We start from the raw sequence: 22,183 nt of genomic DNA on the forward strand, positions 1-22,183 counted from the left end.
GTCAGATGAGCGGGTGGACCACCGCCACCACTCCGATCACCACGAGCAGCGCGAGATAGCCCAGCACGAGCCGGGTGTCGCGCAGCAGGCAGCGGCTGCGGCGCAGTCCGTGACGCCAGGCACGCCAGTAGCCGACGAAGGCCAGGGCGGCGAAGGCGATCAGGGCGAGCGGCCCGACCAGCCAGGTGAGCAGGGCGACGGTGGCGTAGACACAGAGGTTCAGCGGGTCGGGCGTGGCCTGTTTCGCGGTGGCCTCGGTGTAGTAGACCCCGGGGTTGTCGCTCATGGTGTGGTCACCGGGAGCAGCGCGGCCCCGGCGGGGGCGGCGGCGGACAGGCGTTGGCGCGACAGGGCGGGCCAGGCCTGCACGGCACAGAAGGGCGCGCACTGGTCCTGTTCGGCGCGGGTGCCCACGTGCACACAGCACTGGGTGAGGCGTTCCTCGAGCATGGTGTCGATGTCCATGAAGGGTTTGACGGTGAGGCGGACGACCCGCTCACCCAACAGGGTCCGCAGGCGGGCCTTGCGGCCGGGCAGCGCCGAGGAGGCCAGCGTCAGCAGCGTGGACATGCCCAGATCGCAGTGCTGGCAGATGGTCTGCCAGACCCGCCCGATGTCGGGGTGCGACAGCGAGGACTGTTCCGAGAGCAGCCCGAGCAGGGATTCGCGCACCGCCAGGCGCAGATCGGCGGGGATGTCGCTGTCGGCGATGCGGTTGGCGACCAGGCCGAGGCGCTGTTTGAGGGTGTCGTGTCCGAGCAGAGCGGTCAGGGAGCGCCAGTCGCCCGCGTCGTCGCGCAGCAGGTAGCCGACCGAGCAGCAGTGCGGGTGCGAGCAGGGCAGTGCGGTCAGGTCGCGCCAGGTGACCAGGCCGTCGGTCTGCGGGCCGAGGCGGGCCAGCACACCGGTGTGGGTGAGCCGGTGCATCGGGTCGATGACGCCGCTGCGGCCGGAGCCGAACTGCGGTTGCAGGGAGACCCCGCCGACGAACGGGGTGTCCAGTGCGGTGCGCACGACCGCGCCGATCTCGTCGTCGTTGACCCCGAACGCGACGGTCATCACCAGGGTGGTGAAGATGCCGTGACCGGAAAGACGGCGCAGCGCTTCGGCTTTGAGGGCGCGCAGATCCCCACCGCGGTGGTGGCGGGAGGCGGCGGCGCTGACCCCGTCGTATTGCAGGTAGACCTCCACGCGTTCGCGGTGCTCGGCCAGCAGCGCGACCAGCGACTCGTCGCGGGCGAGGCGCACGCCGTTGGTGTTGATCAGGATGCGGGTGATGGGGCGGGCGGTGAGTTCGGCCAGCAGGGTGGGCAGGTCGGGATGCAGGGTGGGTTCGCCGCCGCTGAGCATGAGCACATCGAGCCTGCCGTGTTCGCGGGCCAGCCGCTGGTCGACGTTGGCGAGCACGTCGGCGACGGCGACGACGCCGGCCAGCTCCGGGGTGGAGTCGGCGAAACAGGTGGGGCAGCGCAGATTGCAGCCCTCCACGATGTCGGCGAGCAGGATGCAGGTGTGCTGGGTCTGCATCTCCGGCAGTCCGCGCAGGTAGGCGGCGGGCACGGGGTCGAAATTGCCCGGCGTGTCGGGCAGGTGGGCCTTGGTCGGGGCGGTCCATTCCTCGAGGTAGGCCAGGATCTCGGGATGCTCGTCGTAGAGGGTGCGCACCATGCCGTGCTCGGGGCAGCCGCGTTCGAGGTAGACCCGCCCGTCGCGTTCGGCCAGCCAGCCCGAGCGGCGGGCGACCTCGGCGAGCGGGCGGTCGGGGTCCGCGCGGTGGCAGTGCGGGCAGAACGCGTTGACGTAGCGCAGGATCCGGTCACCGCGCAGGGGCATGCCGGTGCCGGTCGGTCGACGGCTCATCACGGTACTCCGTTCGAGGCGGGCCAGGTCAGGGCGGCATACAGGTCGGGGTTGACGCCGGTGCAGAGGCCGACGGTGCAGATGGTGACCAGGGCCCAGCCGATCATCAGCCCGAGACCGAGTCCCTTGGCGACGGCGTTGCGGGTCCGGATCAGCAGTCCCCCACCGACGAAGACGGTGAGCACCCCGGCGGCGGTGGCCACACCGAGGATGATCTCGCCGGTGGTCCCCGGCCGGTCGGAGACCAGCAGGAACACCATGAACCCGAGCACGGCGTTGGCGCAGATGTAGACGAATGCGCCGAGCACCGCGAATCCGGCGACGGCCAGACCATTACCGGAGCCGGGCGGCGGCGGGCCGACGGGTGGTGGTGGGGGTGGGGGCTGGGTCATGCCGCGACCTTTCGTCGGAGGACAGCGTCATAGGTGCCGCGCCGGTAGCCGAGGGTCAGCCGGACGGCGACCAGCACCAATCCGGGCAGCAGGAACCACTGCGGGCGGGTCAGATCCAGCCACACGGTGTCGTTGGCGCGGGTGAATTCGACGAGGAACCGGAAGATCGCGTAGGCGCCGATGTAGAGGGTGAACAACTCCCCGGGCGCGGTGATGCGGGTGCGCGCCCACCGCAGCGCGGCGAACGCGGCCAGGTGGAAGGCGATCTCGTAGAGGAAGCTCGGATGCATGGCGGCACCGCTGGCGCAGCCCGGGCACTGCGGGACGGTACCGGGTGCGTGCACGCCCCACGGCAGGCCGGTGGGCCGCCCGGGTGCTTCGGTGAGATGGCAGCCGATGCGGCCGACCGCCATGCCGAGGGCCACGGCGGGGGCGAACAGATCACCGGTGCGCTCGCGGTAGCCGATGAGACGTTTGGCGACCAGCACGCCGAGGTAGGCGCCCAGCAGCCCGCCCAGCACACTGCGGGCGCCGAACAACCAGCTCTCGTAGGGGTCCAGCGTTTCGGCCAGGCTCGACAACCGCATACCGATCGCGCCGCCCACCAGCGCGCCGGTGACCGCGACCAGCGATTCCTCGCGCAGCGCGGCCCGGCGCCTGCATTCGAGCACGAACACCACCGCCGCCACCGCGACCCCGAGCGCCACGAAGAACCCGTGGGTGGGGATCCCCCCGATCAGCTGCGGCACCATGGGCCGAGACTAACCGCCGCGCCCGCTCGCGGGCATGAGTGAAACCACTCGGTATGTCGGCAGGTGCGCGGTGACCGCCGAACCCTTCCAGCCCTCCCCCGCGCCCGATCACCGGTACGGACCCACCGACCGACCCGGTTCAGCCGCGCGGCACCACGATCCGGTTCGCCCACACCGCGCGCGCCTCCGCGCGCCCGACCCCGGCCACGCCCAGCTCCGCCGCCCCGATCGCGAGCAACCCGGCCGCTGCGACGAATCCGAGCGCCATCGTCGACTCCAGCGGCCACAACAACACGACGATGCCGATCACCAGCGCCGCCACCCCGGCCAGCTCGAGACGCAACGGCTCGGACAGCTGCTCGTCCCACACCGCGACGGTGGCCTGGCTCACCCCGCGCATCGCCCACCCCAGCCCCAACCACATCGACAGTGTCGGTATCGAATTGCCGCCGCTGAGCGCCAGCACCGCCAGGATCACCGACAGCAGCCCGGACACCAACAGCAACGCCCGCAACGGCATCGCGAACCGCGCGCCGAACGCCAGGAACACCTGCGCGCCCGCGCTCACGGCCAGGTACAACCCGAGGAGCAGTTCGAGGGTCGGCACGGTCTTGCCCGGCCACAGCGCCACCAGCACGCCCAGCGCCACCGAGCAGATACCCAGCACGAGAATCGCTTCCCGGCCACCCCGGACTCGCGACGAAACCGGCTTTCCGCCATAGTTGTCCGACATAAGCCCATGATATGGGCGGGCGAACAAGCGGTTCGTCAGTGCCGGGAGTCGGGTTCGCAACGTCACCATGCCGCAAGGGTGCCCGCTGAGCCCGGATCGACACCGCCCATCGAGGGGGCTTGGCAGCCATCGCGCGCCGGGCGGCCCGGCGCCGAAGTCTCCACCGGGACTTCAACGATACTGTCGAGGCTCATGACACCGAACGACCGGCACCCCGCCATCGACCTCACCCTCGACGAGGTGCGCGCGGTCACAGCGTTCGCGCTCGCCTGCGCCGAATCGGTGCTGCCGATCGCCGAGCGCGACTGCCCCGACGACCCGCGCCCGCGCGCCGTCCTCGACCGCGCGCGTGCCTTCGTCACCGGTGGCCCACGCACGCAGGCGATCCGGGTGACCGCGCTCGCCGCGCACCGCGCCGCCCGAGAGGCCCGCGACCGGGGGATGGACGCCGCCGCGGAGGCGGCGCTGGCCGCCGGGCACACCGGCGGAGCCGCCTACCTGCATCCGCTGGCGACCGCGACCCAGGGCGGACACATCCTCCTGTCGGCCGCGCACGCGGCGCGCGCCCGCGAACTCGACGCCGGAGACCCGACCGTCGCCGCCGACACCCTCGCCACGGCCCAGCGGCTGGCCGGCCCGGTGGTGCGGGCGGTGTTGCGGCGATATTCACCCGCACCGGCGCGGGGACGCGGACGGGTGGGTGAGTTGTGGCGCACGCTCGACTCCGCCCTCCGCCAGACCGGGTGAGTTGAGTTCCGCCGCACGGCTGTTCGGCTCCGCGAGGTGGCTTCGGTCACCCCTCGCCGACGGTGCCCTCATCGCACCCGGACCTCCCGCAGCACCCGTCGCCGATCGCGTCCCCGTCGATCCGGGCGGGGGCCACCGGCGTGCAGCAGTGGTCACCGTTCCAGGCTTCGCGGCCTTCCTTCACCGCGACGGCCGCGATCACCAGCGCCGCGATCGGGTCCGCCCACGACCAGCCGAACAGGCTGTTGAGCACCAAGCCCAGCAACAGCACTCCCGACAGGTAGGTGCACAGCAGCGTCTGCTTGGAATCGGCCACCGCCGAGGCCGAGCCCAGCTCCCGCCCGGCCCGCCGCTGCGCTGCCGAGAGCACCGGCATGACGACCAGACTCACCGCGGCCAGCACAATACCCACGGTGGAATGCCGGGCTTCGCCGAATCCGGCCAGCGCCCGCACCGCCTCCACACCGACATAACCGGCCAGCGCGAAGAAGGAGCAGGCGATCACCCGCAGCGCCACCCGTTCGCGCGCCTGCGGGTCGGGCCCGGCGAACTGCCAGGCGACCGCCGCCGCCGAGGACACTTCGATCACCGAATCCAGTCCGAACCCGATCAGCGCGGTGGAGGACACGCGCGCCCCCTCGGTGAGGGCCACGCCCGCCTCGATCACGTTGTAGGTGATGGTGGCCGCGACGAACCAGCGGATCCGCCGCGCCAGCACGTCCCGCCGCGACAACGCACTCGCCGACGCCGTCATCAGCAGCACCCCTGCTCGTCCGAGGCCGGGCAGCAGGCCGGATCGACGGCGAGCACCAGACCCAGCAGATCCCCGAGCGCGGCACCGACACGGGCGTCGGCCAGCTCGTAACGCACGCGCCGCCCCTCGGGCACCGCGACCACCAGCCCGCACCCGCGCAGGCACGCCAGATGATTGGACAGGATCTGCCGCGACACCCCGAGCTGCTCGGCCAACTCCGACGGATATCCCGGCTGCTGCCGCAGCCGCACCATGATCCGCGCGCGCGTCGGGTCGGACAGGGCGTGCCCGAAGCGAGCCAGCGCGTCGATGTGCAGCACGGGAGCGGTCTCCATGCCGAAATAGTACAGCGGAATCTGTACTGTCGGGGCCGGGGCGGTCGCCACGAGGACTGACACCTGCCGATCCGCACGGCGGCGCGCACCGCCCACGGCCGGTATTCCGCAGCAGGGGCCGCTACCCGACGGTGCGGCGGTCGTGTTCGAGGAACGAGGAGAGTGCGCACTCGACCCCCGGGGTGTCAGGGACCGCTCGGTGAGCGGGTGGTCAGACCGATTCCGGTGTGCCCGAACGCCGCCCGTCGAGGAGTTCGTCGAGTTGGCGTTCGGCCCGTTCGGCGCGCGCGAGGGTTTGGGCGCGGGCGTCGTCGAGGGCCGCGATCCGCTCGGCGGTCTCCGCGCGGACCTGCTCCAGGGCGGCGGCCGCTTCGGCTCGTGCCTGCTCGAGCGCGGCCGCGGACTCACCGCGCACACGCTCGAGCGCCGCGGCGGAATCGGCGCGCACACGGTCGAGGGTCGCGGCCGATTCCGCGCGCAGATCGGCGAGTTCGGTGGCGGCGGCGCGGCGGGCTTCGGCGGTCTCGGCGCGGGCGAGACCGAGTTCGGCGCGGGCGGTGTCGAGTTCGTCCCGGGTGCGCGCGAGCTCGTCGCGAACGCGGGCGAGTTCGGCCTTGGTGTCGGCGAGGGCCTCGGCGCGTTCGGCGGCGGCCTGTTCGGCCCGGGTGATGGCCCGCTCGGCGTCGGCGGCACGTTGGACGGCGAGGTCGCGTTCGGCGGCCGCGGCGGTGGTCTGCTGTGCGGCCTCGCGGCGGACCTGTTCGATCTCGGCGGCGGCCTTGGCTCGCGCGGCGTCGACGTCCTCGGCGGCCTGCCGGCGGGCGCGTTCGATCTCCGCGGCCGCCTCCTGGCGCGCCGCACGCAGGTCGGCCTCGGCCGCGCTGCGGAGGGTGAAGGCTTCCTCGGCCGCGGCGGCCGCGACCCGCTCGACCTCCTGGAGCGCTTCCGCACGCGCCGAATTCGCCTCGGCTGCGAGAGCTTCGGCGCGCTCGGCCGCCGCGGCCGCGTCCTCGGCCGCCGATTCGGCGACCGCGCGCGCGTCCTCGGCCTCCCGCCGCGCCTGCTCGGCCGCGACGGCGCTCATCTCCGCTTCCGCGATCCGCCGCGCCGCATCCGCCTGCGCCGCCTGGACCTGCGCTTCGGCCACGGAAGGGTCGGCGAGGGTGGACAATTCGGCGACCGCTGCCGTGAGGTTGGCGCTCAGTTGCTCGGCCAGTCCACGAAACTGACCCAGCAGCTCATCGGCTCGCAGCCGGGCAGCCGTCACCGGACCCTGTTGCGTCACAGTGACACCAGCCGGGGGTGCCTGCGTCTCCTGCTGCATCCGCTGCCGCTCCCGCCAGGCCCGCCACCGCGTATGGTCCGGGTGGTCGCAGTACTCCGACGGGCGGCCGGGCCCGCTCCCGCGCGTGACAGGACGGGAACAGCCGGGATAGTTGCAGACACTGGACACGGGTGGATCGTAGCCGCACCGGCCGCGTCCACCGCGTTCCCGCGGACGGGCCGAGGGCGACGATTGCGCCGTTCAGCCGACGGCGACGAGGAGTGCCACCGCCCCAGCCCGGTCGAGTGCGAGCGCGGCCATCACCGCATAGATCAGGATCGACACCACCCCGGCGACCCGCAAACCCGCGGGCAGCACACGCGGGTGCGCGCCTCCCCAGGTGAAGCGCCCCAGCGGCGCCCCGCGGCCACCGCGATCTGGACGATCGCCAAGGCGGCCAGCAGGGCGACGAACAGTCACGCCCAGATCATGACCGCGACGCCAGCCGATCGGCGAGATCCACGGTCCGCCACGGTCGCCGCGCTTCGCCCCCGGACAGACGGGGACATCCCACCCCTCCGCCGTCGTGCAGCACCGGCGAGGACGACGTTTCCTCTACGCCGACGGCCAACGAAATGCCCTTGCCCCCAGCGGAGAGGAGTGGAGACCGTCCCTTTCCTGACCGCCGATAAGTGAACCTTATCGGCGGTCAGGATCTCCCGAACATCGGAATCAACTCTGCTCATTTTCGTTATCGTTACCGTCACGCCAACGCAACGTATTGCGACGTAAGCGGTCGAAAAACTGGGATCGGTTGCACGGACGTACCGAACGTGAGCCACAACACTTCCGCACGCACTGGCGAGGACGGCACGCCGAATTCCCGTCCCCTACTGCTTCCGCACGACGCGGGCGTACCCCGGGCGGGTTGGACGACCGTCCCCGGTCGCTGCGGCCGGGGACGGTGACCCACTCACTCCACCGCGGTCGCCTCGAGCTCGACCAGCTGCCCCGGCACGGCCAACCGCGTCACACCGAGCATCGTGGTCGCCGGCGCCACCCCGGCCGCACCCAATCGGCCGGCCAGCACGCCGTAGTGTTCGAGCAGCAGGTCGACGTCGGTGGTGTAGACGTCGAGGCGGACCAGGTTCGCCAACGACATGCCGCCCGCCGCCAGCACCGCCTCCACGTTGTCCAGGCTCAGCGCCAGCTGCGCCGCCATGTCACCGTCGTGGCACGGTTGCCCGTCCGCGCTCATGGCGGTCTGCCCGGAGCAATACAGGGTCCGGGTGTGCCCGGTGACGAGCTCGCCCTGGTTGAACCCCATCGCCAGCGACCACGTCACCGGGTTGATCGCCGTTCGTTCCGCTACCACATCAGCTCCATTCGCTTCGTCGGATCCGGCGCCCCGCGGTCGGGTGACCGCGTGGTCGAGCGCCGTGCCGAGGAGCCTTCCCGGTAATGACGACACCCTCTGTCGCGTATCGGACTAGGGTTTTGCGGTGCGCGCGGATCGATTGGTGTCGCTGGTGCTGCTGCTCCGACAACGCGGCAGGGCCACCGCGGCCGAGCTGGCCGCCGAACTCGAGGTGTCCACACGCACCGTGCTGCGCGATATCGACGCACTGTCCACCGCAGGCGTTCCCGTGTACGCCGAACGCGGCAGGTACGGCGGCTTCGCATTGTTGCCCGGATTCCGCACCGAGCTCACCGGCCTCAACCACGACGAAGCGCTGGCCTTGCTGATCGCCGGATCCCGCCGCGGAGCACAGGCATTCGGCCTCGACTCCGCGCTCGCCTCGGCAATGCTCAAGGTCGTCGACGCACTGCCCGACACCTATCGCGACACCGCCGCCGACATCGCCGAGCGGCTGCTCATCGACCCACGCACCGACCTGCTGTCGCGTCCACTCGCGGCCGAGGAGATCCCCGGCACCGTCCTCGCCGAGATCCGGCGCGCGGTGCTGGCCGGCCACCGGCTGCGCATCCACTACGCCGCCGTCGACCAGCCGCCGCGGTGGCGCACCGTGGACCCCATCGGCCTGGTCGTGGCCCGCGGCCAGACCTACCTGCTGGCCACCCGATCCGGCGCGGACCGCACCTACCGGCTGGCGCGAGTGCTCGCCGCCGAAGAACTGCCCGACCCCGCCCAGCGACCCGAGCAGGTCGACCTGGACCAGATCTGGCAGGAGCGCAGCATCCGCTTCCGCACCGGCGGCGACCAGATCACCGTGCTGCTCCGACTCAACCCGGCCAGACGCGACGACCTGGTGACCACCGCACTGGCCGTGCTCACCGAAGAACCCGACACCGACGGCAGGCTGCGCATGGAAGTCACCTTCCAGGACTCCCGCCACGCCGAATGGGCACTGTGGCAGCTCGGCATCGACGCCGAAGCCCTCGCCCCGCCGGCCCTGCGCGCCGCCCTGCACGACCGCGCCGCCGCCATCGCCGCCCGCTACGAGCGCTGACCACCACCGACGGCCCGCGACACCAGCCGCATGATCCAGAACGGCTCGGGCGGAAAGGCCACCGTCCAGTACTTCAGGGCGGCCGCCAGCGCCTGCGCGGCGGCCCGCCGCGTAGGCTTCGGGCGAGCGACGACGCCGGGTCGCACCGGGCCACCGGGGCGCCCTCGGCACGACCCGAAGGAGACCCCGTGCGGATCGGAATCATGCTGAACGAGCATGCCGGACCCGACAGCCTGCGCCTGCTCACCGACGAGCTGCGCCGCAACGCCGACGAAGGATTCGACTCGTCCTGGCTCACGCACGTCTTCGGCGTGGACGCGCTCACCGCGCTCGCCGTCGCGGGCAGCCGAGTTCCCGACATCGCCATCGGCACCGCCGTCGTGCCCACCTACCCACGCCACCCCGGGGCCCTCGCCCAGCAGGCGCGCACCACCGCGCTCGCGGTCGGACCCGACCGGCTGACGCTGGGCATCGGGCTCTCGCACCAGATGGTCATCGAGAACATGTACGGCTACGACTTCGCCCGCCCGGTCCGGCACCTGCGCGAATACCTCGAGGTGCTGATGCCGCTGGTGGACGGACAGCCGGTGTCCTTCAGCGGCGAAACGGTCAGCGCCAACCTGCAACTGAGCGTCCCCAACGACGACCGCGTGCCGGTGCTCGTCGCCGCGCTGGGCGAACAGATGCTCCGGCTCGCGGGCAAACGCACCGACGGCACCGTGCTGTGGATGACCGGCCCCACCACCATCCGCGACCACATCGCCCCCACCATCACCGCCGCCGCGACCGAAGCGGGCCGTCCGGCACCCCGGATCGTGTGCGCGCTGCCGGTGCTGGTCACCGACGACCCCGACGGCGCCCGCGAACGCGCCGCCAAGGTGTTCAAGATCTACGGCAGCCTGCCCTCCTACCGCGCCATGATGGACCGCGAGGGCGCCGCGGGCCCGGCCGACCTGGCCATCGTCGGCACCGAGGACCAGGTCGCCGAACGGGTGCGCACGGTCTTCGCCGCTGGCGCCACCGAATTCGTCGGTATCGTCTTCGCCGACGGCGACGACGCCACCCGCACCCGCAAGCTCCTCACCGACCTGAAATCCTGACCACGTGATCCGGCGCGCGCCGACCGGTGCGGCGCGCCCGACCGGTCCGGGGATCGATCGCCGTAGACTCGGCGAAACCGGTGCGGCGGGCGGTGATTCACGAGGAGGTGCGGTGCCGGAGGGAACGGTGGTCGTGGCGGTGCCCGACGCCGTGCGCGGGGAACTGCGACGCGGAGTGGGCAGCGTGCTCGTCGACGCCGCGGCACTGCGGCTGGTGCGCGAACGATTCGACGACGGTCAGGCCGGCGCGTTACGCCGCTACCTGGAGGCCTCGCAGTCACCGAACACGTTGCGCGCCTATCGAACCGACTGGGTCGCCTGGGCCGCCTGGTGCGCGCGCGAAGGACGCCAGGCCCTGCCCGCCGAACCCCTCGACGTGGCCGTCTATCTCGCCGCGGCCGCCGACGCCCGCCGCGAGGACGGCACCTGGGCGTTCGGACCCGCAACCCTGGAACGCAAATCCGCCGCCATCGCCGCCGTCCACGCCGCCAACGGCCTGCCCTCCCCCACCCGCTCCGACGTCGTGCGACTGACCCTGCGCGGCATCCGCCGCACCCGCCGCAGCGCCCCCACCCGCAAACGCCCCGTGCTGCTGCACACCCTCGAACAACTCCTCGACGGCCTGCCCGAACCCGGCTGGCCCGGCGAACCGGCCCGCCGCCGCGACACCCTCGCCCTGCTCATGGGGTTCGCCGGCGCCCTGCGCCGCAGCGAACTCGCCGGACTGCGCCTCGGCGACGTCGAACAACGCACCGACCACGCCACCGGCGAACCGCTGCTGCTCCTCCATCTGCCCACCACCAAGACCGACCCCACCGGCACCGCCGAACACCGCGTCGTCCTGCCCCGCGGCAAACACCCCCGCACCTGCCCCGTCTGCGCCTACGCCGACTGGCTGCGCCTGCTCGACATCCACCACCGCGGCGGCACCGACGCCGTCCGCGCCTACTGCGCGCAAACCCACCACGACCCCGCCCTGCACCGCTGCCACGGCTTCACCGGCAGCACCGGCGGGCACCCCGACGCACCCCTGCTGCCGACCATCACCCGGCACGGGCACATCGGCGCGCGCCCGCTGTCCGGCCGCGCCGTCGCCGAACTCGTCAAACGCTACGCCGCCCGCGCCGGCCTCGACCCCGCCCTCTTCTCCGGCCACTCCCTGCGCGCCGGCTTCGCCACCCAAGCCGCCCTCGGCGGCGCCGGCGACCGCGAGATCATGCGCCAGGGCCGCTGGTCCAATCCCCGCACCGTGCACGGCTACATCCGCACGGCCGACCCGCTCCAGGACAACGCCGTCACCAAACTCGGCCTCTGAGAAAACCGTTCACCGGTCCTCCGTCAGGAGACCGAGCACCGCCATTCCCGCCGCCAGACCCGCCGCGACCAGCAACGCCGCGTTGTACCCCCGCACCGCCGACCCACCACCGTCGGCCACCGTGCCCACCACCGTCACCAACCCGGCCAAACCCACCGCACCGCCGACGTGCCGGGCCATGTTCACCAACCCCGAACCCAGTCCCGCCAACTGCGGCCCCACCGCCCCGGTCACCAGCTCGACGATCGGCATCGTCAGCACCCCGACCCCGGCCGCCCACACCATCGTCGGCCCGAGCACATGCACCACATACCCCGGCGATTCCGGCAGCCGCGCCATCCACACCAGCGCCACAGCCGCCACCAGCGAACCCGCCACCACCAACAACCGTGCACCGCACCGGGGCAACAGCGTCCGGGACGCCAGGGAACCCACCAGGATCACCGCGCTCATCGGCAGCAGCGCTGCCCCCGTGCGCAGCGGGCCGTAGCCGAGCACCTGCTGGTGGTACAGCGACAGGAAGTACACCGTCGCGTTCATGACCCCACCGAACAACGCCATGATCGCCACTCCCGTCGCCACCCCACGCCGCCCGAGCACCGGCAACGGCAGCAACGGCGCCGGAACGCGCTGCTCCACCACGACCGCCAGCCCGAACAGGATCACGGCGGCCGACAAGGCCAAGAGCACCCGAGCCGTACCCCACCCGTGCTCGGCCGCGTGCGCCAGCCCCAGAATCAACGCACCGGCGCCACCGGTGACGGCGACCGCGCCGGTCACATCCAACCGCGCCCGCTCGACAGGCCGGACCACCGGGAGTCCCACCGCGGCGGTCGCCAGAACCACCACGCCCAGTGGCACATTCACCAACAGCACCCACCGCCATCCGAGCAGCGCGGTGATCGCACCACCCAGCACGAACCCCAGCACACCGGCCGTCGCCGACACCGCCGCCCAGATCGCCACCGCATGCCGTCGCCGTTCCGGTTCGGCGAAGGTCGTGACGAGCAGGCTCAACGTACTCGGCGCCAGCGCGGCGGCGCCCACGCCCTGCGCGAACCGGGCCGCGATCAACAACCACGCCGCGCCCGCCACTCCGGCCACCAGCACCGCGACGGTCGATACGGCTGCACCGTACAGGAACACCCGCCGATGGCCGAACACATCACCCGCCCGGCCCGCCAACAGCAGGAGCCCACCGAAGGTGAGCAGGTATCCGTTGAGTACCCACTGCTGACCCGCCGCCGACAACCCCAGATCCCTCGCCATGTCCGGGAGCGCGATCGTCACGATCAGCCCGTCGAGCACTACGAGGAACTGCGCGGCGCACGTCACGAACAGCACAACGCGCGCGGTGCCGACGGTCGACCTGTGGTAAACAATGTTCACCACAGGCACGGTAGCCGTGCCCCGCCGTGCCCGTCAACCACCACACCCCCGCGGCCCCGTTACCCTCGGCACCGTGGTGAAACGCGGATTGACCAGGGAGCGGCTCGTCGCCATCGCACACGACTTCGTCGCCGCTCACGGCATCGACGCACTCACCATGCGCAGGCTCGCCGCCGCCGCCGAGGTCTCCCCCGGTGCGCTCTACAAGCATCTGCGCGACCGCAAAGACCTCCAGCGCGCCATGGCCGATGCCATCTTCACCACCATCGATCTCGACGACATCGACCTCGACCACCCGGATGTCGAGCAGGTCCTCACCTGCTGCACGCGCCTGCGCCAGGCCATGCTCGCCTTCCGCGACGGCGGTCGCATCGTCGCGGGTTCCTACGCACCCACCGTGGCCACCGCGCGGCTCGGCGTCACCCTGCGCACGCTGCTCGCCGCCGTCACCCGCGCGCCCTTCACCCCCGGTGACCTCGCCTCCGTGCTGCGCTCGTACACAACGGGTTTCGTCATCGAGGAACAGGCCTACCTGGAGATCTCCGACAGTGGGGAATGGGACGACCTGATCACCGCGCTGGAAGCCACCGGCCAGCCGCGCGTCGATTCCACCGGCGACATCATCGCGATCATGACCGGCGACCGGGACGAGCGATTCCGTGCCGGACTGCGCGCGATCCTCGCCGGGACGGTGCGCGCAGACATCGACAGCGCGGGATAGTCCGGCGTCCTGCCGGCGACGGCGGCGCAAAAGCCCCGAACGAAACGCCGGGCGGCCGGCAGCTCGACCACCTCGGGATTGCCGAAGGTGGCCGGAGTCCGCAGCCGACACGCTCTCTGTTCGAAGACCACGGCCTGCCTGTGGCCGTCTCTCCCGTCACGTTCGGCGCGACGCTCCCCACGCCCCGAGACAGGCTTACTCGATCACGACCCCGGCGAATCGCCTGCGCAAAGGGCGTACGGTCCGAATCCGACCGGCAAGCCGGCCCGCCACCGCCGTGGGCGGACAGCACCAGAGTGGTCATCCGTCAACGCCCCCGAGCTCGCCGTACGCCGTCCCACTCACTCCCGCACGCGCTGCAACACGAACATCCGGAACTCGCGACCGCCCGACAACTCGCACTCCATCAGGTAGCCGGGCCAGAACCGCACGGCCGCCGCCCAGGCTTCCTTGCGCTCCGGTCCGGTCAACTCCACCACCCGTACCGGATACCGCTCGCCCCGGCGATGCACCACCGCGCGGTCGGCGGCGCGCAGGTTCGCCGACCATACGGGGTGCTTGGCGCTGCCCCAATTCGAACCGACGACAAGGTGATCCGGGCCGTACGGCACATACAGCAGCGCGGTGGTGCGGGGCCGACCGGTCTTGCGGCCCGCCACCGTCAGTTCCAGGGACGGCAGGCCCGCCAGGTCCAGTACCCCGTACCGGCCGCGGGTCAGCCGACGTACGAGCCGTTCCCAGCGGACCACCAGGGGCGCCGTGCGCATCACCCAGCGTTGCCGGGCGAGATACCGGGCCAGGACGGGCAACGGGTTGGCCATATCCGCCATCCTGGCACGATCCGGACGCCCCGTGTGGCGCGGCGCCCCGACGGGGATCGGTAGCATCACCCCGTGTGATCACGGTGGCCACCTGGAATGTCCTGCACCGCATCCACGCCGACAACTGGGGTGAGGAGGCGCCGCGCCGGTGGCCGAACGAGGCCGCCCGGATCAGCGCCGTCACCGAGTGGGTCGCGAGCCGGTCCGAACAGGTGATCGCACTACAGGAAGTCAGCGGCGACCTGCTCAACAGCCTGCGCATCGCCCTCCCGGACCGGACCGTGCCGTATTTCCGCTACCCCCGCATGCCCACGCCGCGACGCACGGCCGCCGAACTGACCGAACCCGCCGAATACCTGGTGCTCATCCTCGACAAACCCGCCCGTCCACTGGTCGCCGAGGCCTTCCCCGACGACCCGGGCAAGGGCGTGCTCGCCGTACAGACCGACGAACTCGTCGCCGTCGCCACCCATCTCAGCGGACGCGGCCGCACCAACGGCCAGCTCGACCGGCTGGCCGCCCTCACCCGCGAACACACCGACCGGCCGGTCGTGTTGCTCGGTGACTTCAACACCGGCCGTGACGCGGTCGCGCAGCACCTGCCCGACTTCACCGTCGCGATCCCACCCGAGGACGCGCCCCCGACCCGCCCCCGCGAGCGTGCCGGCCGGTCCCGCACCATCGACCACATCGTCGTCCGCGGCGCGCGCATCACGGAGGTCGGCGTCGAGATCACCGGCGACCGCTCCGATCACAACTTCGTGCACGCCGCCCTGGCACTGGACCCACCGCCCCGGATCTGACGCGGTCACCCGCAACAGAACGGATCGTCACAGGGCGCACCGACCTCACTGCCGTACACGGCGAACGGTTCGACCACGGCCAGGATCGCGCTCGCGGTCGCGGCCTCGAGCATCGTCGACACGGTCAGCGGCCGTCCCCATCCCGCGGGCAGGTCGTTCAGGTCGTACCGGGCGGCGCCGTCCACGAATACCGTCCACAGGTCGTGGTCGGGAAAAGGATTGCGGCGCAATACCCACCACGCGCCGTCGACCGACGCGGCCACGGGAAAGCGGTCATCGCCGGTCCTGCACCACCGCAGATGCACCGGCAGGTCCGAAAGATGGTCGGGCACGGGTCCGATTCTCCTCTTCGTCCTTGCTGGTCGTTGCATCAGTACGGGGCTGGTTGGCAGCGTTCGGTGAAGAGGGTGAGAATCATGGTTAGATGCGAATATCTACGTATCGGCACTTTTTCTCGCGGGCGTCTTGGACCACCTCCCTGCCCGCCGGCTCGCTTCTCCAACCCGGTTCCGGAGCGGCACCCTCGCCCCGGCGCACTCGCCTCCCCCGACTCTTCCGTACGAATCACTCGGTCCACCCCCCCAATCGGACAATCGACCAGTACAGTGGCGCCCGAGCGCCATCCCGCCCTCCCCCGTCCGGACACAACAGGAGCCACGATGCGATCACCCCGTCGCCGTCACGTCCTGGCCGTCGTCGCGGTAACCACGGCCGCGCTCTTGCTCGGCGGCCCCACCACCGCCCAGGCACAGCCCGCGCCCGACCGGGTGGCGCCACTCGGCAACGACTTCCTCTGGGGTGTCGCCTCCTCGGGCTATCAGTCCGAAGGCCAGGCGCCCGACAGCAATTGGTCCCGCTATGTCGCCCAGGGCAAGACCGAGGACCCGTACGCGAACAGCGTGGATTTCTTCGGCCGCTACCGCTCCGACATCCAGCTCGCCGCCGACCTCGGTGTGCGCGTGTACCGGATCGGCATCGAATGGGCCCGCGTGCAGCCGCGCCCGGGCGAGTGGGACGAGCAGGGGTTCCGCTTCTACGACGATGTGGTCGCCGCCATCCGCGCGGCGGGGATGCGGCCGATGATCACCCTCGACCACTGGGTCTACCCCGGCTGGGCCGTCGACCGGGGCGGGTGGGGCAACCCGGGGATCGTCGAGGACTGGCTGACCAACGCGCGCCGGGTGATCGACCGTTACGCGCCCGCCGACCCGCTGTGGGTCACCTTCAACGAGCCGCTGATGTACCAGATCAACGAGGTGCGCCACGGCGGCCTCTCCCCCACCGACGTCCCGGCGATGCACGACCGGATCGCGCGGGCCCACAACGCGATCTACGACCACATCCACGCCGTGCAGCCCGGCGCGATGGTCACCAGCAACGTGGCCTACATCCCCGCCGTCGAGGACGTGGTGAACAAACCGCTGCTCGACAAGATCGGCGGCAAACTCGACTACATCGGCATCGACTACTACTACGGCGTCGCGCCCGACGCGGTGACCGAGGAATGGAGTTTCGCCGAGCTCTGGAAGAACCCGCTGCACGCCGAGGGCATCTATTACGCGCTACGGCACTACGCGCGCGCCTTCCCGGGAAAGCCGCTCTACATCGTGGAGAACGGCATGCCCACCGAGAACGGCCACCCCCGCGCCGATGGCTACGGCCGCGCGGACAACCTGCGCGACACCGTCTACTGGCTGCAGCGCGCGGTCGCCGACGGCATGAACGTGCTGGGCTACAACTACTGGAGTCTCACCGACAACTACGAATGGGGCTCCTACACACCGCGTTTCGGCCTCTACACCGTCGACGTCCGCACCGATCCCACCCTCACCCGCCGACCCACCGACGCCGTGGCCGCCTACCGGGAGATCACCGCGTCCGGCGGCGTGCCCGCGGACTACCGCCCCACCCGCGACCCGAAGCTCTGCTCGCTGGTCGACGGGCTCTCGAGCTGCCTCGAACCGGTGACGCTGACCCGGTGACGCTGCCCCGGTGAACTCAGGCCCGGCGGCGTACTCGCGCGCCGTCGGGCCCGGCGGCGGGCTCGGCCGTGCGGTGCGTGCGGGCGACCAGGGCCGAGCGCAGGTACCACAACCCGGAGGGGTTGGTGGGGTCGAAGCCGATCAGGTGACCGATGCGCTTGAGGCGGTAGTCGACGGTGTTGGTGTGCACGTGCAGCAGCCGGGCGGTGCGCTGTCGATTGAGGTTGGTGGAGATGTGCACGCGCAGGGTTTCCAGCAGCTCGGGGTACTCCTCGAGGGGATCGAGCAGCCCGCCGAGGTACTCGCGGGCGGGGCCGGGCCGGGTGAGCTGGTATTCCAGGGCCAGATCGGTGAACCGGTAGAGTCCGGGCTCGCTGTGCATGCGCTGCACCATGTCGAGCAGTTCGTGGGCCTGGTCGGCGGCCTGCGGTACCCGGTCCGGCTCGGCGGCCACCACCGCGGCCCGCACCGGCACCTGCGCGGCCCCCGACAGGCGGGCGACCAGGTCGTCCAGCGCCTCGTCCGCGCAGGCGTCGGTGGGGATCAGGACGGTGCCGCCGTCCACGCTGAGCAGTGACAACGCGGCCTCGCCGACCCGGGTCGCCAGCTCGGCCTGTACTCTGCGCAGCTTGCGCCGGGCGACGACGCCGCCGTCCAGTGCCGGGTTGTGCTCGTCGGGGTGCTGCGGAACCGCCAGGGCCAGGACGTGATACGACGCGGCGATCGGAATGCCGCACTCACGCACCATGGTCGAGGTGGTGTTGCCCGCGAGCAGTGCCGAGGTGAGGGTGTGCACCGCGGTGTGGTGTTCACCGACGACCGCGCGCAGCTCCCGCACATAGGCGGCGGAGACGGCCACGGTGATGGCGTCGAGGATCTCCATGAACCGGCGCGCCACGTTGATCAGGCTCTCGTAATCCTGTGCGCTGGCCTGGGATTGGATCAGATCGAAACTGAGTTTGAAGCCCTCGTGGATGGCGTGCTGGATGGTGTCGATCGGGATGCCCTCGCGCGCCCAGCCCGCCGCCGCGGCGGCGACCTCGTCGATGTTCTCGCCGATCTCGTGACCGTCGAGCATCCGCATGGTCAATTCCAGGCAGGCGCGGGTGACCGCGGTGACGTCGCCGGCCAGCGCGTCGCCGGGCAGCGTTCCGCACGGCACGACGTTCTCGACGAAATGGCCTACCATTCGCCGGGAGATCGTGCGAACATCCCGCAGGTGCGTCGACGCGGGCCGGCCGGAGACGATCAGGTCCGGATCGGCCGTGGGTGGTGGGGTCATCGAGATTCCTTCCGCCCGGGTAACGCAGCGATTCAACCTAACGGCAATCGCGTGCTCGCTGGGAGGCGCAGGCGTCCGGTTTGTGATACTCGACGAGCGCTCCGGCGGCCCGTTGTGATCATCGCCAGCCGGATGGGGTGGTGTTCTAGACTCGGTGCGTGTCGATCTCCGCGTCACCCGATCCGCCGCGCGGCGGCAGACAGGCGCGTTGGCAGCCGCACAACGACCGGCGCCGCGAGCGCATCGTCGCCGCGCTCATCGAGCTGATCGAGGAGACCCCGCCGGGCATCGAGGTGCCGATGCAGCGGATCACCGAGCGGGCGGGGCTGGCGAAATCGGTGGTCTACCGGCAGTTCTCCGGCCGGGACGAACTCGACCGCCGGGCCAGGACGGCCATCTCCGATCAGTTCGCCGACACCCTGGCCACCGCGCTGGACGTCTCGGTCGGCTCGATCAACGAGATCCTGCACCGCGCCATCGCCGCGGTGGTCGACTGGATCGACGGGCACGCCAGCCTCTACGAATTCCTGCGCCGCGGCCCGGCGCTGGGCGACCCCGACGACGTCGACGGCGTGAGCAGCCTGAAGGACCGTATCGCCGCGGACACCCGCGGGCTGGTGTCCGGCTTGGCGGGCGTGATCGGCGTGGTGGACGAGCCGGTGGTCGACACCATGACCTTCGCCATCGTCTCGATGACCGAGGCGACGGTCACCCGCTGGGTGCGCAGTCCGGACCGGTTGATGGACCGGGACCGGCTGGTCACCGAACTCGCCGGGTACGCGTGGAGCGTGCTCGACGGCGTGTGCCGGGCCCAGGGTCTGCTCATCGATCCGGACGAGCCGCTGTTGTCGGTGCTCACCCGGCTCTCCGACGTGCAGACCCCGGGCTGACGGTCACGCCGCCCGGCGCTCGGGTTCGCTGCGGTAGCGCGAGGCTTCCCCGTCGACGTTGAGCAGCGCCCACAGCCGCTTGGTCACCGGGTTCATCAGGCCGAGTTCGTCGGCGAGTTTGCGCACGTCGCCGAAGTAGCCGGCCAGGATGCGCTTGGAGTGCGGCGCGCGCCAGAACGCTTCCTTGAAGACCTCGCGGGGCACGTCGAACTTCTCGGCGAACGAGCGCGGCGGCACCATGATCTCGCCGGCCAGCCACCGCATCACCACCGGGAAGGCGACCGCGCACACCGCCCGGCCCGCGGGCGTCATGTGCTCGAGGTGCGCCTTGAGGAACTCGTTGGCGAACGAGATGTGACGGGCCTCCTCGGCGATGTGGATCTGCATGCACCGGCGCACGGCGGGCGGGATGTTGCCGCCGTCGCGCAGCAGCGCCTTCTGGTAGTGGTCGATCGGCTCCTCGCCGCCGAGGATCCCGATGAACAGGATGGCCGGGGCGAAGCCGCCCGCGACGCCGATGAACGGCGAGAGCCTGCGGAAGATCGGCCGCATGCCCGGCACGTCGTCACCGATGCGGTTGACCAGTTCCTGGAACATCTGGATGTGGTTGCACTCTTCGGTCATCTCGTGCAGGCAGTACCGGAACTCCGGTGACTGGTTCGGCAGCTTCATGATGTACTGCATCATTCCGCGGATGAGCACACTCTCGAAGGCGGCGCCGACCTTGATCGCGTTGGCGGTGCGCCAGCGGCCGATCTCGATCTGCCGCTCCACGGGCAGGTTGCGGTACCACGAGGTCGCGCCGAGCGGATCGTAGTCCGGCGACAGGATCCAGCGCGGGTCGTTCTTGTCGATCCCGAGTTCCGGGGAGTCCCAGTCGATGTCGAGATACGGGTCGAATTTGCGGTGCACCGATCCGTCCGACAGGGTCGCCAGGGCGTCCCGGTACTCCTGATCGAACAGTCCGGCACGTACCGATTCGGACAGCGTCATCGATGCCTCCTCGTTCCCGCCGGCGCGCCGCGCCGGCTCTGCGCACGCGGGGTGCGTGATGTGATCCAGAATATATGGGACTACCGGTCCCACACAACACCCCGGGTGTCGTTCGCGCGTCCGGGCCGCGAATCGTCGCGGCTCAGGCGGGCAGGCCGAGGAGTTCGACCAGGTTCTCGACCAGCAGCTCGAACAGTTCGTCCCGGTCGGCGAAGGTGTCGCGGCCGTACATGTCGAACACGTCGAACCCGACCGCGCCGAACAACGCGGTCCACACCGAGACCAGGCGCGGCACCAGCCCGTCCGGCAGCCGGACCCCGAATTCCGCGCCCACCCGGGCGAAGCTGCGGGCCAGGTCCGGCGAGACCCGGACCGGCCGCGCCGGCTCGGTGAGCAGGCCGCGCTCGTGGGCGTCGGCCGCGATCCGCAGCAGGGCGGCGATCACCCTGGTGCCGGGATCGACGGTCTGTTCGGCGGGTGCGTCGTAGCCGGGCACCGGGGTGCCGAACAGCAGCCCGTACCAGGCCGGTTCCGCCAGCGCCCACGCCCGCACGGCCCGTGCGGCGGCCCGCAGCCGCTCGGCCGGGTCCTCGGGCGCGGCCGCGATCGCCGCGTCCACCGCGTCGCCGAGCGCGTTGTAGCCGTCGACCACCAGCAGCGTGAGCAGTTCGTCGCGACTGGCGACGTACCGGTACACCGCCGAGGAGACCACCCCGAGATCGCGCGCCACCGCGCGCAGCGACAGCGCGGCCGCGCCGTGCAGAGCCAGATGTTCGCGGCCGATGCGCTTGATGTCCTCCATGGTCCGGGCCCTGGCCCGCTGGCGGGGTGTGGTCATGTCCCACACCCTAGGCGGCGCTCAGGCCTCGGATTCGCGGACCGCGCGGTCGATCTCGTCGGCCAGGGTGGCGCCGGCGACCTCGCGGGCGGCGGCGCGGAAACGCTCACGGAACCGGCTGTGGTCGATGCCGATCCCTTCGCCGCCGTAGCTCGTCGCGGCCGCGTCGCGGAAGGTCGCGACGATCTCGTCGGCGAGTTCGGCCAACCGGGTCCTGATCAGTTTCCGCAGCGCGCCGCTGAGGGTGATGTCGGTGCCCAGGTCGTAGAGGATGAGCGCGCCTTTGAGCATGGGCTGGTCGGGAATGCGCCAGCCGCCCTCGCACCGGTGCAGGTACTCGGCCGCGATCAGTTCGTCGAGGATGTCGGCGCGCCGGTCGCCGAGCAGGGCGGTGAGCTGGTCGTCGTCGAGCACCGCCGATTGCTCGCCCGCGCCGGGATAGCGGGGATCGAGGACCGCGCGCCAATCCGCCGGGGCGCCCGACTGTGCCTGGACGTCGAACACCTCGCGGATCGCGTCGAGGCGCAGCCCGCGCGCCTGCATCTCGGCGATGTCGCGCAGGCGGGCGAGGTGATCGTCGCCGTAGACGGCTTCCTTGCCCGCGCGGCCGGGCTTGGGCAGCACGCCCAGCGAGTGGTAGTAGCGGATGGTGCGCGCCGGGACGCCGCTGAGTTCGGCGAGCTGCGAGCGGCTGTAGCGGGACACGACTGTCAGCATAGAGCGCCACCTCCCGCCTTCGTT

25 protein-coding genes are annotated in these 22,183 nt (G+C 71.3%); 8 read left to right on the forward strand and 17 right to left on the reverse strand.

Annotated features, from left to right (window positions below):
• Position 1: 1 nt before the first annotated feature.
• From AMO33_RS07115 to AMO33_RS07135, 5 genes are all read right to left on the reverse strand, one after another.
• Positions 2–286: a hypothetical protein gene (locus AMO33_RS07115; RefSeq protein ID WP_060591436.1), complete on the reverse strand. Its 285-nt coding sequence runs from the start codon at positions 284–286 to the stop codon at positions 2–4.
• Positions 283–1,860 carry a radical SAM protein gene (locus AMO33_RS07120; protein ID WP_228808154.1) on the reverse strand — a complete coding sequence of 526 codons (1,578 nt, stop codon included), beginning with the start codon at positions 1,858–1,860 and terminating at the stop codon, positions 283–285. The genes AMO33_RS07115 and AMO33_RS07120 overlap by 4 nt, the downstream gene beginning before the upstream one ends.
• Positions 1,860–2,252 (reverse strand): hypothetical protein, encoded by a 393-nt coding sequence (locus tag AMO33_RS07125; RefSeq protein WP_076573459.1) that lies wholly within the window; start codon positions 2,250–2,252, stop codon positions 1,860–1,862. The genes AMO33_RS07120 and AMO33_RS07125 overlap by 1 nt, the downstream gene beginning before the upstream one ends.
• On the reverse strand, positions 2,249–3,004 hold the full coding sequence (locus AMO33_RS07130) for a prolipoprotein diacylglyceryl transferase (protein ID WP_060591441.1): 756 nt from the start codon (positions 3,002–3,004) through the stop codon (positions 2,249–2,251). The genes AMO33_RS07125 and AMO33_RS07130 overlap by 4 nt, the downstream gene beginning before the upstream one ends.
• Positions 3,005–3,143: 139 nt before the next feature.
• The gene (locus AMO33_RS07135; protein WP_060591442.1) at positions 3,144–3,737 is read right to left on the reverse strand and encodes a DUF308 domain-containing protein; all 594 of its coding nucleotides are present in this window, start codon (positions 3,735–3,737) and stop codon (positions 3,144–3,146) included.
• A gap of 192 nt (positions 3,738–3,929) precedes the next feature.
• Here AMO33_RS07135 and AMO33_RS07140 point away from each other — a divergent pair, with 192 nt between their 5' ends.
• The gene (locus tag AMO33_RS07140) at positions 3,930–4,484 is read left to right on the forward strand and encodes a putative immunity protein (RefSeq protein ID WP_060591444.1); all 555 of its coding nucleotides are present in this window, start codon (positions 3,930–3,932) and stop codon (positions 4,482–4,484) included.
• 46 nt (positions 4,485–4,530) lie between these two features.
• Here AMO33_RS07140 and AMO33_RS07145 read toward each other — a convergent pair whose 3' ends face one another.
• The 4 genes from AMO33_RS07145 to AMO33_RS07160 all read right to left on the reverse strand — a co-directional run bounded on the left by AMO33_RS07145 (position 4,531) and on the right by AMO33_RS07160 (position 8,164).
• Positions 4,531–5,238, reverse strand: a complete 708-nt coding sequence (locus AMO33_RS07145) for a cation transporter (RefSeq protein WP_060593348.1) — start codon at positions 5,236–5,238, stop codon at positions 4,531–4,533.
• The gene (locus AMO33_RS07150) at positions 5,238–5,573 is read right to left on the reverse strand and encodes an ArsR/SmtB family transcription factor (protein ID WP_060593347.1); all 336 of its coding nucleotides are present in this window, start codon (positions 5,571–5,573) and stop codon (positions 5,238–5,240) included. The genes AMO33_RS07145 and AMO33_RS07150 overlap by 1 nt, the downstream gene beginning before the upstream one ends.
• A 211-nt stretch (positions 5,574–5,784) precedes the next feature.
• Positions 5,785–6,858: a coiled-coil domain-containing protein gene (locus tag AMO33_RS07155; protein ID WP_060591446.1), complete on the reverse strand. Its 1,074-nt coding sequence runs from the start codon at positions 6,856–6,858 to the stop codon at positions 5,785–5,787.
• Positions 6,859–7,810: 952 nt separating this feature from the next.
• Complete coding sequence (locus AMO33_RS07160) at positions 7,811–8,164, reverse strand: RidA family protein (protein WP_050768278.1); 354 nt, start codon at positions 8,162–8,164, stop codon at positions 7,811–7,813.
• 175 nt (positions 8,165–8,339) lie between these two features.
• On the opposite strand from AMO33_RS07160, the gene AMO33_RS07165 reads away from it, so the two are divergent.
• Entirely contained in the window at positions 8,340–9,308 is a 969-nt protein-coding gene (locus AMO33_RS07165) for a helix-turn-helix transcriptional regulator (RefSeq protein WP_060591448.1), read from the forward strand.
• Here AMO33_RS07165 and AMO33_RS31355 read toward each other — a convergent pair.
• The gene (locus AMO33_RS31355) at positions 9,296–9,454 is read right to left on the reverse strand and encodes a hypothetical protein (RefSeq protein ID WP_159005582.1); all 159 of its coding nucleotides are present in this window, start codon (positions 9,452–9,454) and stop codon (positions 9,296–9,298) included. The genes AMO33_RS07165 and AMO33_RS31355 overlap by 13 nt on opposite strands.
• A gap of 42 nt (positions 9,455–9,496) precedes the next feature.
• On the opposite strand from AMO33_RS31355, the gene AMO33_RS07170 reads away from it, so the two are divergent.
• The gene (locus AMO33_RS07170) at positions 9,497–10,408 is read left to right on the forward strand and encodes an LLM class F420-dependent oxidoreductase (RefSeq protein WP_011209157.1); all 912 of its coding nucleotides are present in this window, start codon (positions 9,497–9,499) and stop codon (positions 10,406–10,408) included.
• A 112-nt stretch (positions 10,409–10,520) separates the two neighbouring features.
• The gene (locus AMO33_RS07175) at positions 10,521–11,723 is read left to right on the forward strand and encodes a site-specific integrase (RefSeq protein WP_060591450.1); all 1,203 of its coding nucleotides are present in this window, start codon (positions 10,521–10,523) and stop codon (positions 11,721–11,723) included.
• A 9-nt stretch (positions 11,724–11,732) separates the two neighbouring features.
• Here the strand turns inward: AMO33_RS07175 and AMO33_RS07180 are convergent, their stop codons facing one another.
• Positions 11,733–13,112, reverse strand: a complete 1,380-nt coding sequence (locus AMO33_RS07180; protein WP_159005584.1) for an MFS transporter — start codon at positions 13,110–13,112, stop codon at positions 11,733–11,735.
• A 73-nt stretch (positions 13,113–13,185) separates the two neighbouring features.
• Between AMO33_RS07180 and AMO33_RS31360 the strand changes: the two genes are divergently transcribed.
• On the forward strand, positions 13,186–13,833 hold the full coding sequence (locus tag AMO33_RS31360; RefSeq protein ID WP_060591453.1) for a TetR/AcrR family transcriptional regulator: 648 nt from the start codon (positions 13,186–13,188) through the stop codon (positions 13,831–13,833).
• Positions 13,834–14,174: 341 nt separating this feature from the next.
• On the opposite strand, the gene AMO33_RS07190 is transcribed toward AMO33_RS31360, so the two are convergent.
• A complete protein-coding gene (locus AMO33_RS07190) occupies positions 14,175–14,654 on the reverse strand; it encodes a nitroreductase family deazaflavin-dependent oxidoreductase (RefSeq protein ID WP_228799676.1) in 480 nt (159 codons plus the stop codon).
• Between the two features lie 74 nt (positions 14,655–14,728).
• On the opposite strand from AMO33_RS07190, the gene AMO33_RS07195 reads away from it, so the two are divergent.
• On the forward strand, positions 14,729–15,457 hold the full coding sequence (locus AMO33_RS07195) for an endonuclease/exonuclease/phosphatase family protein (RefSeq protein ID WP_060591458.1): 729 nt from the start codon (positions 14,729–14,731) through the stop codon (positions 15,455–15,457).
• Between the two features lie 5 nt (positions 15,458–15,462).
• Here the strand turns inward: AMO33_RS07195 and AMO33_RS07200 are convergent, their stop codons facing one another.
• Positions 15,463–15,789 carry a hypothetical protein gene (locus AMO33_RS07200; RefSeq protein ID WP_240327445.1) on the reverse strand — a complete coding sequence of 109 codons (327 nt, stop codon included), beginning with the start codon at positions 15,787–15,789 and terminating at the stop codon, positions 15,463–15,465.
• Positions 15,790–16,116: 327 nt separating this feature from the next.
• Between AMO33_RS07200 and AMO33_RS07205 the strand changes: the two genes are divergently transcribed.
• Positions 16,117–17,439 carry a family 1 glycosylhydrolase gene (locus AMO33_RS07205; RefSeq protein ID WP_060591460.1) on the forward strand — a complete coding sequence of 441 codons (1,323 nt, stop codon included), beginning with the start codon at positions 16,117–16,119 and terminating at the stop codon, positions 17,437–17,439.
• A gap of 16 nt (positions 17,440–17,455) precedes the next feature.
• Here the strand turns inward: AMO33_RS07205 and AMO33_RS07210 are convergent, their stop codons facing one another.
• Positions 17,456–18,721 carry a PucR family transcriptional regulator gene (locus AMO33_RS07210; protein ID WP_060591462.1) on the reverse strand — a complete coding sequence of 422 codons (1,266 nt, stop codon included), beginning with the start codon at positions 18,719–18,721 and terminating at the stop codon, positions 17,456–17,458.
• A 158-nt stretch (positions 18,722–18,879) separates the two neighbouring features.
• Between AMO33_RS07210 and AMO33_RS07215 the strand changes: the two genes are divergently transcribed.
• Positions 18,880–19,611 (forward strand): TetR/AcrR family transcriptional regulator, encoded by a 732-nt coding sequence (locus tag AMO33_RS07215; RefSeq protein ID WP_060591464.1) that lies wholly within the window; start codon positions 18,880–18,882, stop codon positions 19,609–19,611.
• A gap of 3 nt (positions 19,612–19,614) precedes the next feature.
• Here AMO33_RS07215 and AMO33_RS07220 read toward each other — a convergent pair whose 3' ends face one another.
• From AMO33_RS07220 to AMO33_RS07230, 3 genes are all read right to left on the reverse strand, one after another.
• Positions 19,615–20,604, reverse strand: a complete 990-nt coding sequence (locus AMO33_RS07220; protein WP_011209148.1) for an AurF N-oxygenase family protein — start codon at positions 20,602–20,604, stop codon at positions 19,615–19,617.
• 142 nt (positions 20,605–20,746) lie between these two features.
• Positions 20,747–21,442, reverse strand: a complete 696-nt coding sequence (locus AMO33_RS07225; protein WP_060591467.1) for a TetR/AcrR family transcriptional regulator — start codon at positions 21,440–21,442, stop codon at positions 20,747–20,749.
• Positions 21,443–21,463: 21 nt separating this feature from the next.
• Positions 21,464–22,159 carry a MerR family transcriptional regulator gene (locus AMO33_RS07230; RefSeq protein ID WP_060591470.1) on the reverse strand — a complete coding sequence of 232 codons (696 nt, stop codon included), beginning with the start codon at positions 22,157–22,159 and terminating at the stop codon, positions 21,464–21,466.
• Positions 22,160–22,183 lie beyond the last annotated feature (24 nt).

Origin of the sequence: Nocardia farcinica, assembly GCF_001182745.1 — a bacterium.
Classification (GTDB): Bacteria; Actinomycetota; Actinomycetes; order Mycobacteriales; family Mycobacteriaceae; genus Nocardia; species Nocardia farcinica.

Bases quoted from the DNA above. Each gene is read 5' to 3' on its own strand.
- AMO33_RS07140 (WP_060591444.1), top strand. From the start codon at position 3,930: ATGACACCGAACGACCGGCACCCCGCCATCGACCTCACCCTCGACGAG.
- AMO33_RS07160 (WP_050768278.1), bottom strand. From the start codon at position 8,164: ATGGGGTTCAACCAGGGCGAGCTCGTCACCGGGCACACCCGGACCCTG.
- AMO33_RS07130 (WP_060591441.1), bottom strand. From the start codon at position 3,004: ATGGTGCCGCAGCTGATCGGGGGGATCCCCACCCACGGGTTCTTCGTG.
- AMO33_RS07150 (WP_060593347.1), bottom strand. From the start codon at position 5,573: ATGGAGACCGCTCCCGTGCTGCACATCGACGCGCTGGCTCGCTTCGGG.
- AMO33_RS07190 (WP_228799676.1), bottom strand. From the start codon at position 14,654: ATGGCCAACCCGTTGCCCGTCCTGGCCCGGTATCTCGCCCGGCAACGC.
- AMO33_RS07115 (WP_060591436.1), bottom strand. From the start codon at position 286: ATGAGCGACAACCCCGGGGTCTACTACACCGAGGCCACCGCGAAACAG.
- AMO33_RS07210 (WP_060591462.1), bottom strand. From the start codon at position 18,721: ATGACCCCACCACCCACGGCCGATCCGGACCTGATCGTCTCCGGCCGG.
- AMO33_RS07120 (WP_228808154.1), bottom strand. From the start codon at position 1,860: ATGAGCCGTCGACCGACCGGCACCGGCATGCCCCTGCGCGGTGACCGG.
- AMO33_RS07205 (WP_060591460.1), top strand. From the start codon at position 16,117: ATGCGATCACCCCGTCGCCGTCACGTCCTGGCCGTCGTCGCGGTAACC.
- AMO33_RS07145 (WP_060593348.1), bottom strand. From the start codon at position 5,238: ATGACGGCGTCGGCGAGTGCGTTGTCGCGGCGGGACGTGCTGGCGCGG.
- AMO33_RS07135 (WP_060591442.1), bottom strand. From the start codon at position 3,737: ATGTCGGACAACTATGGCGGAAAGCCGGTTTCGTCGCGAGTCCGGGGT.
- AMO33_RS07225 (WP_060591467.1), bottom strand. From the start codon at position 21,442: ATGACCACACCCCGCCAGCGGGCCAGGGCCCGGACCATGGAGGACATC.
- AMO33_RS07230 (WP_060591470.1), bottom strand. From the start codon at position 22,159: ATGCTGACAGTCGTGTCCCGCTACAGCCGCTCGCAGCTCGCCGAACTC.
- AMO33_RS07220 (WP_011209148.1), bottom strand. From the start codon at position 20,604: ATGACGCTGTCCGAATCGGTACGTGCCGGACTGTTCGATCAGGAGTAC.
- AMO33_RS07125 (WP_076573459.1), bottom strand. From the start codon at position 2,252: ATGACCCAGCCCCCACCCCCACCACCACCCGTCGGCCCGCCGCCGCCC.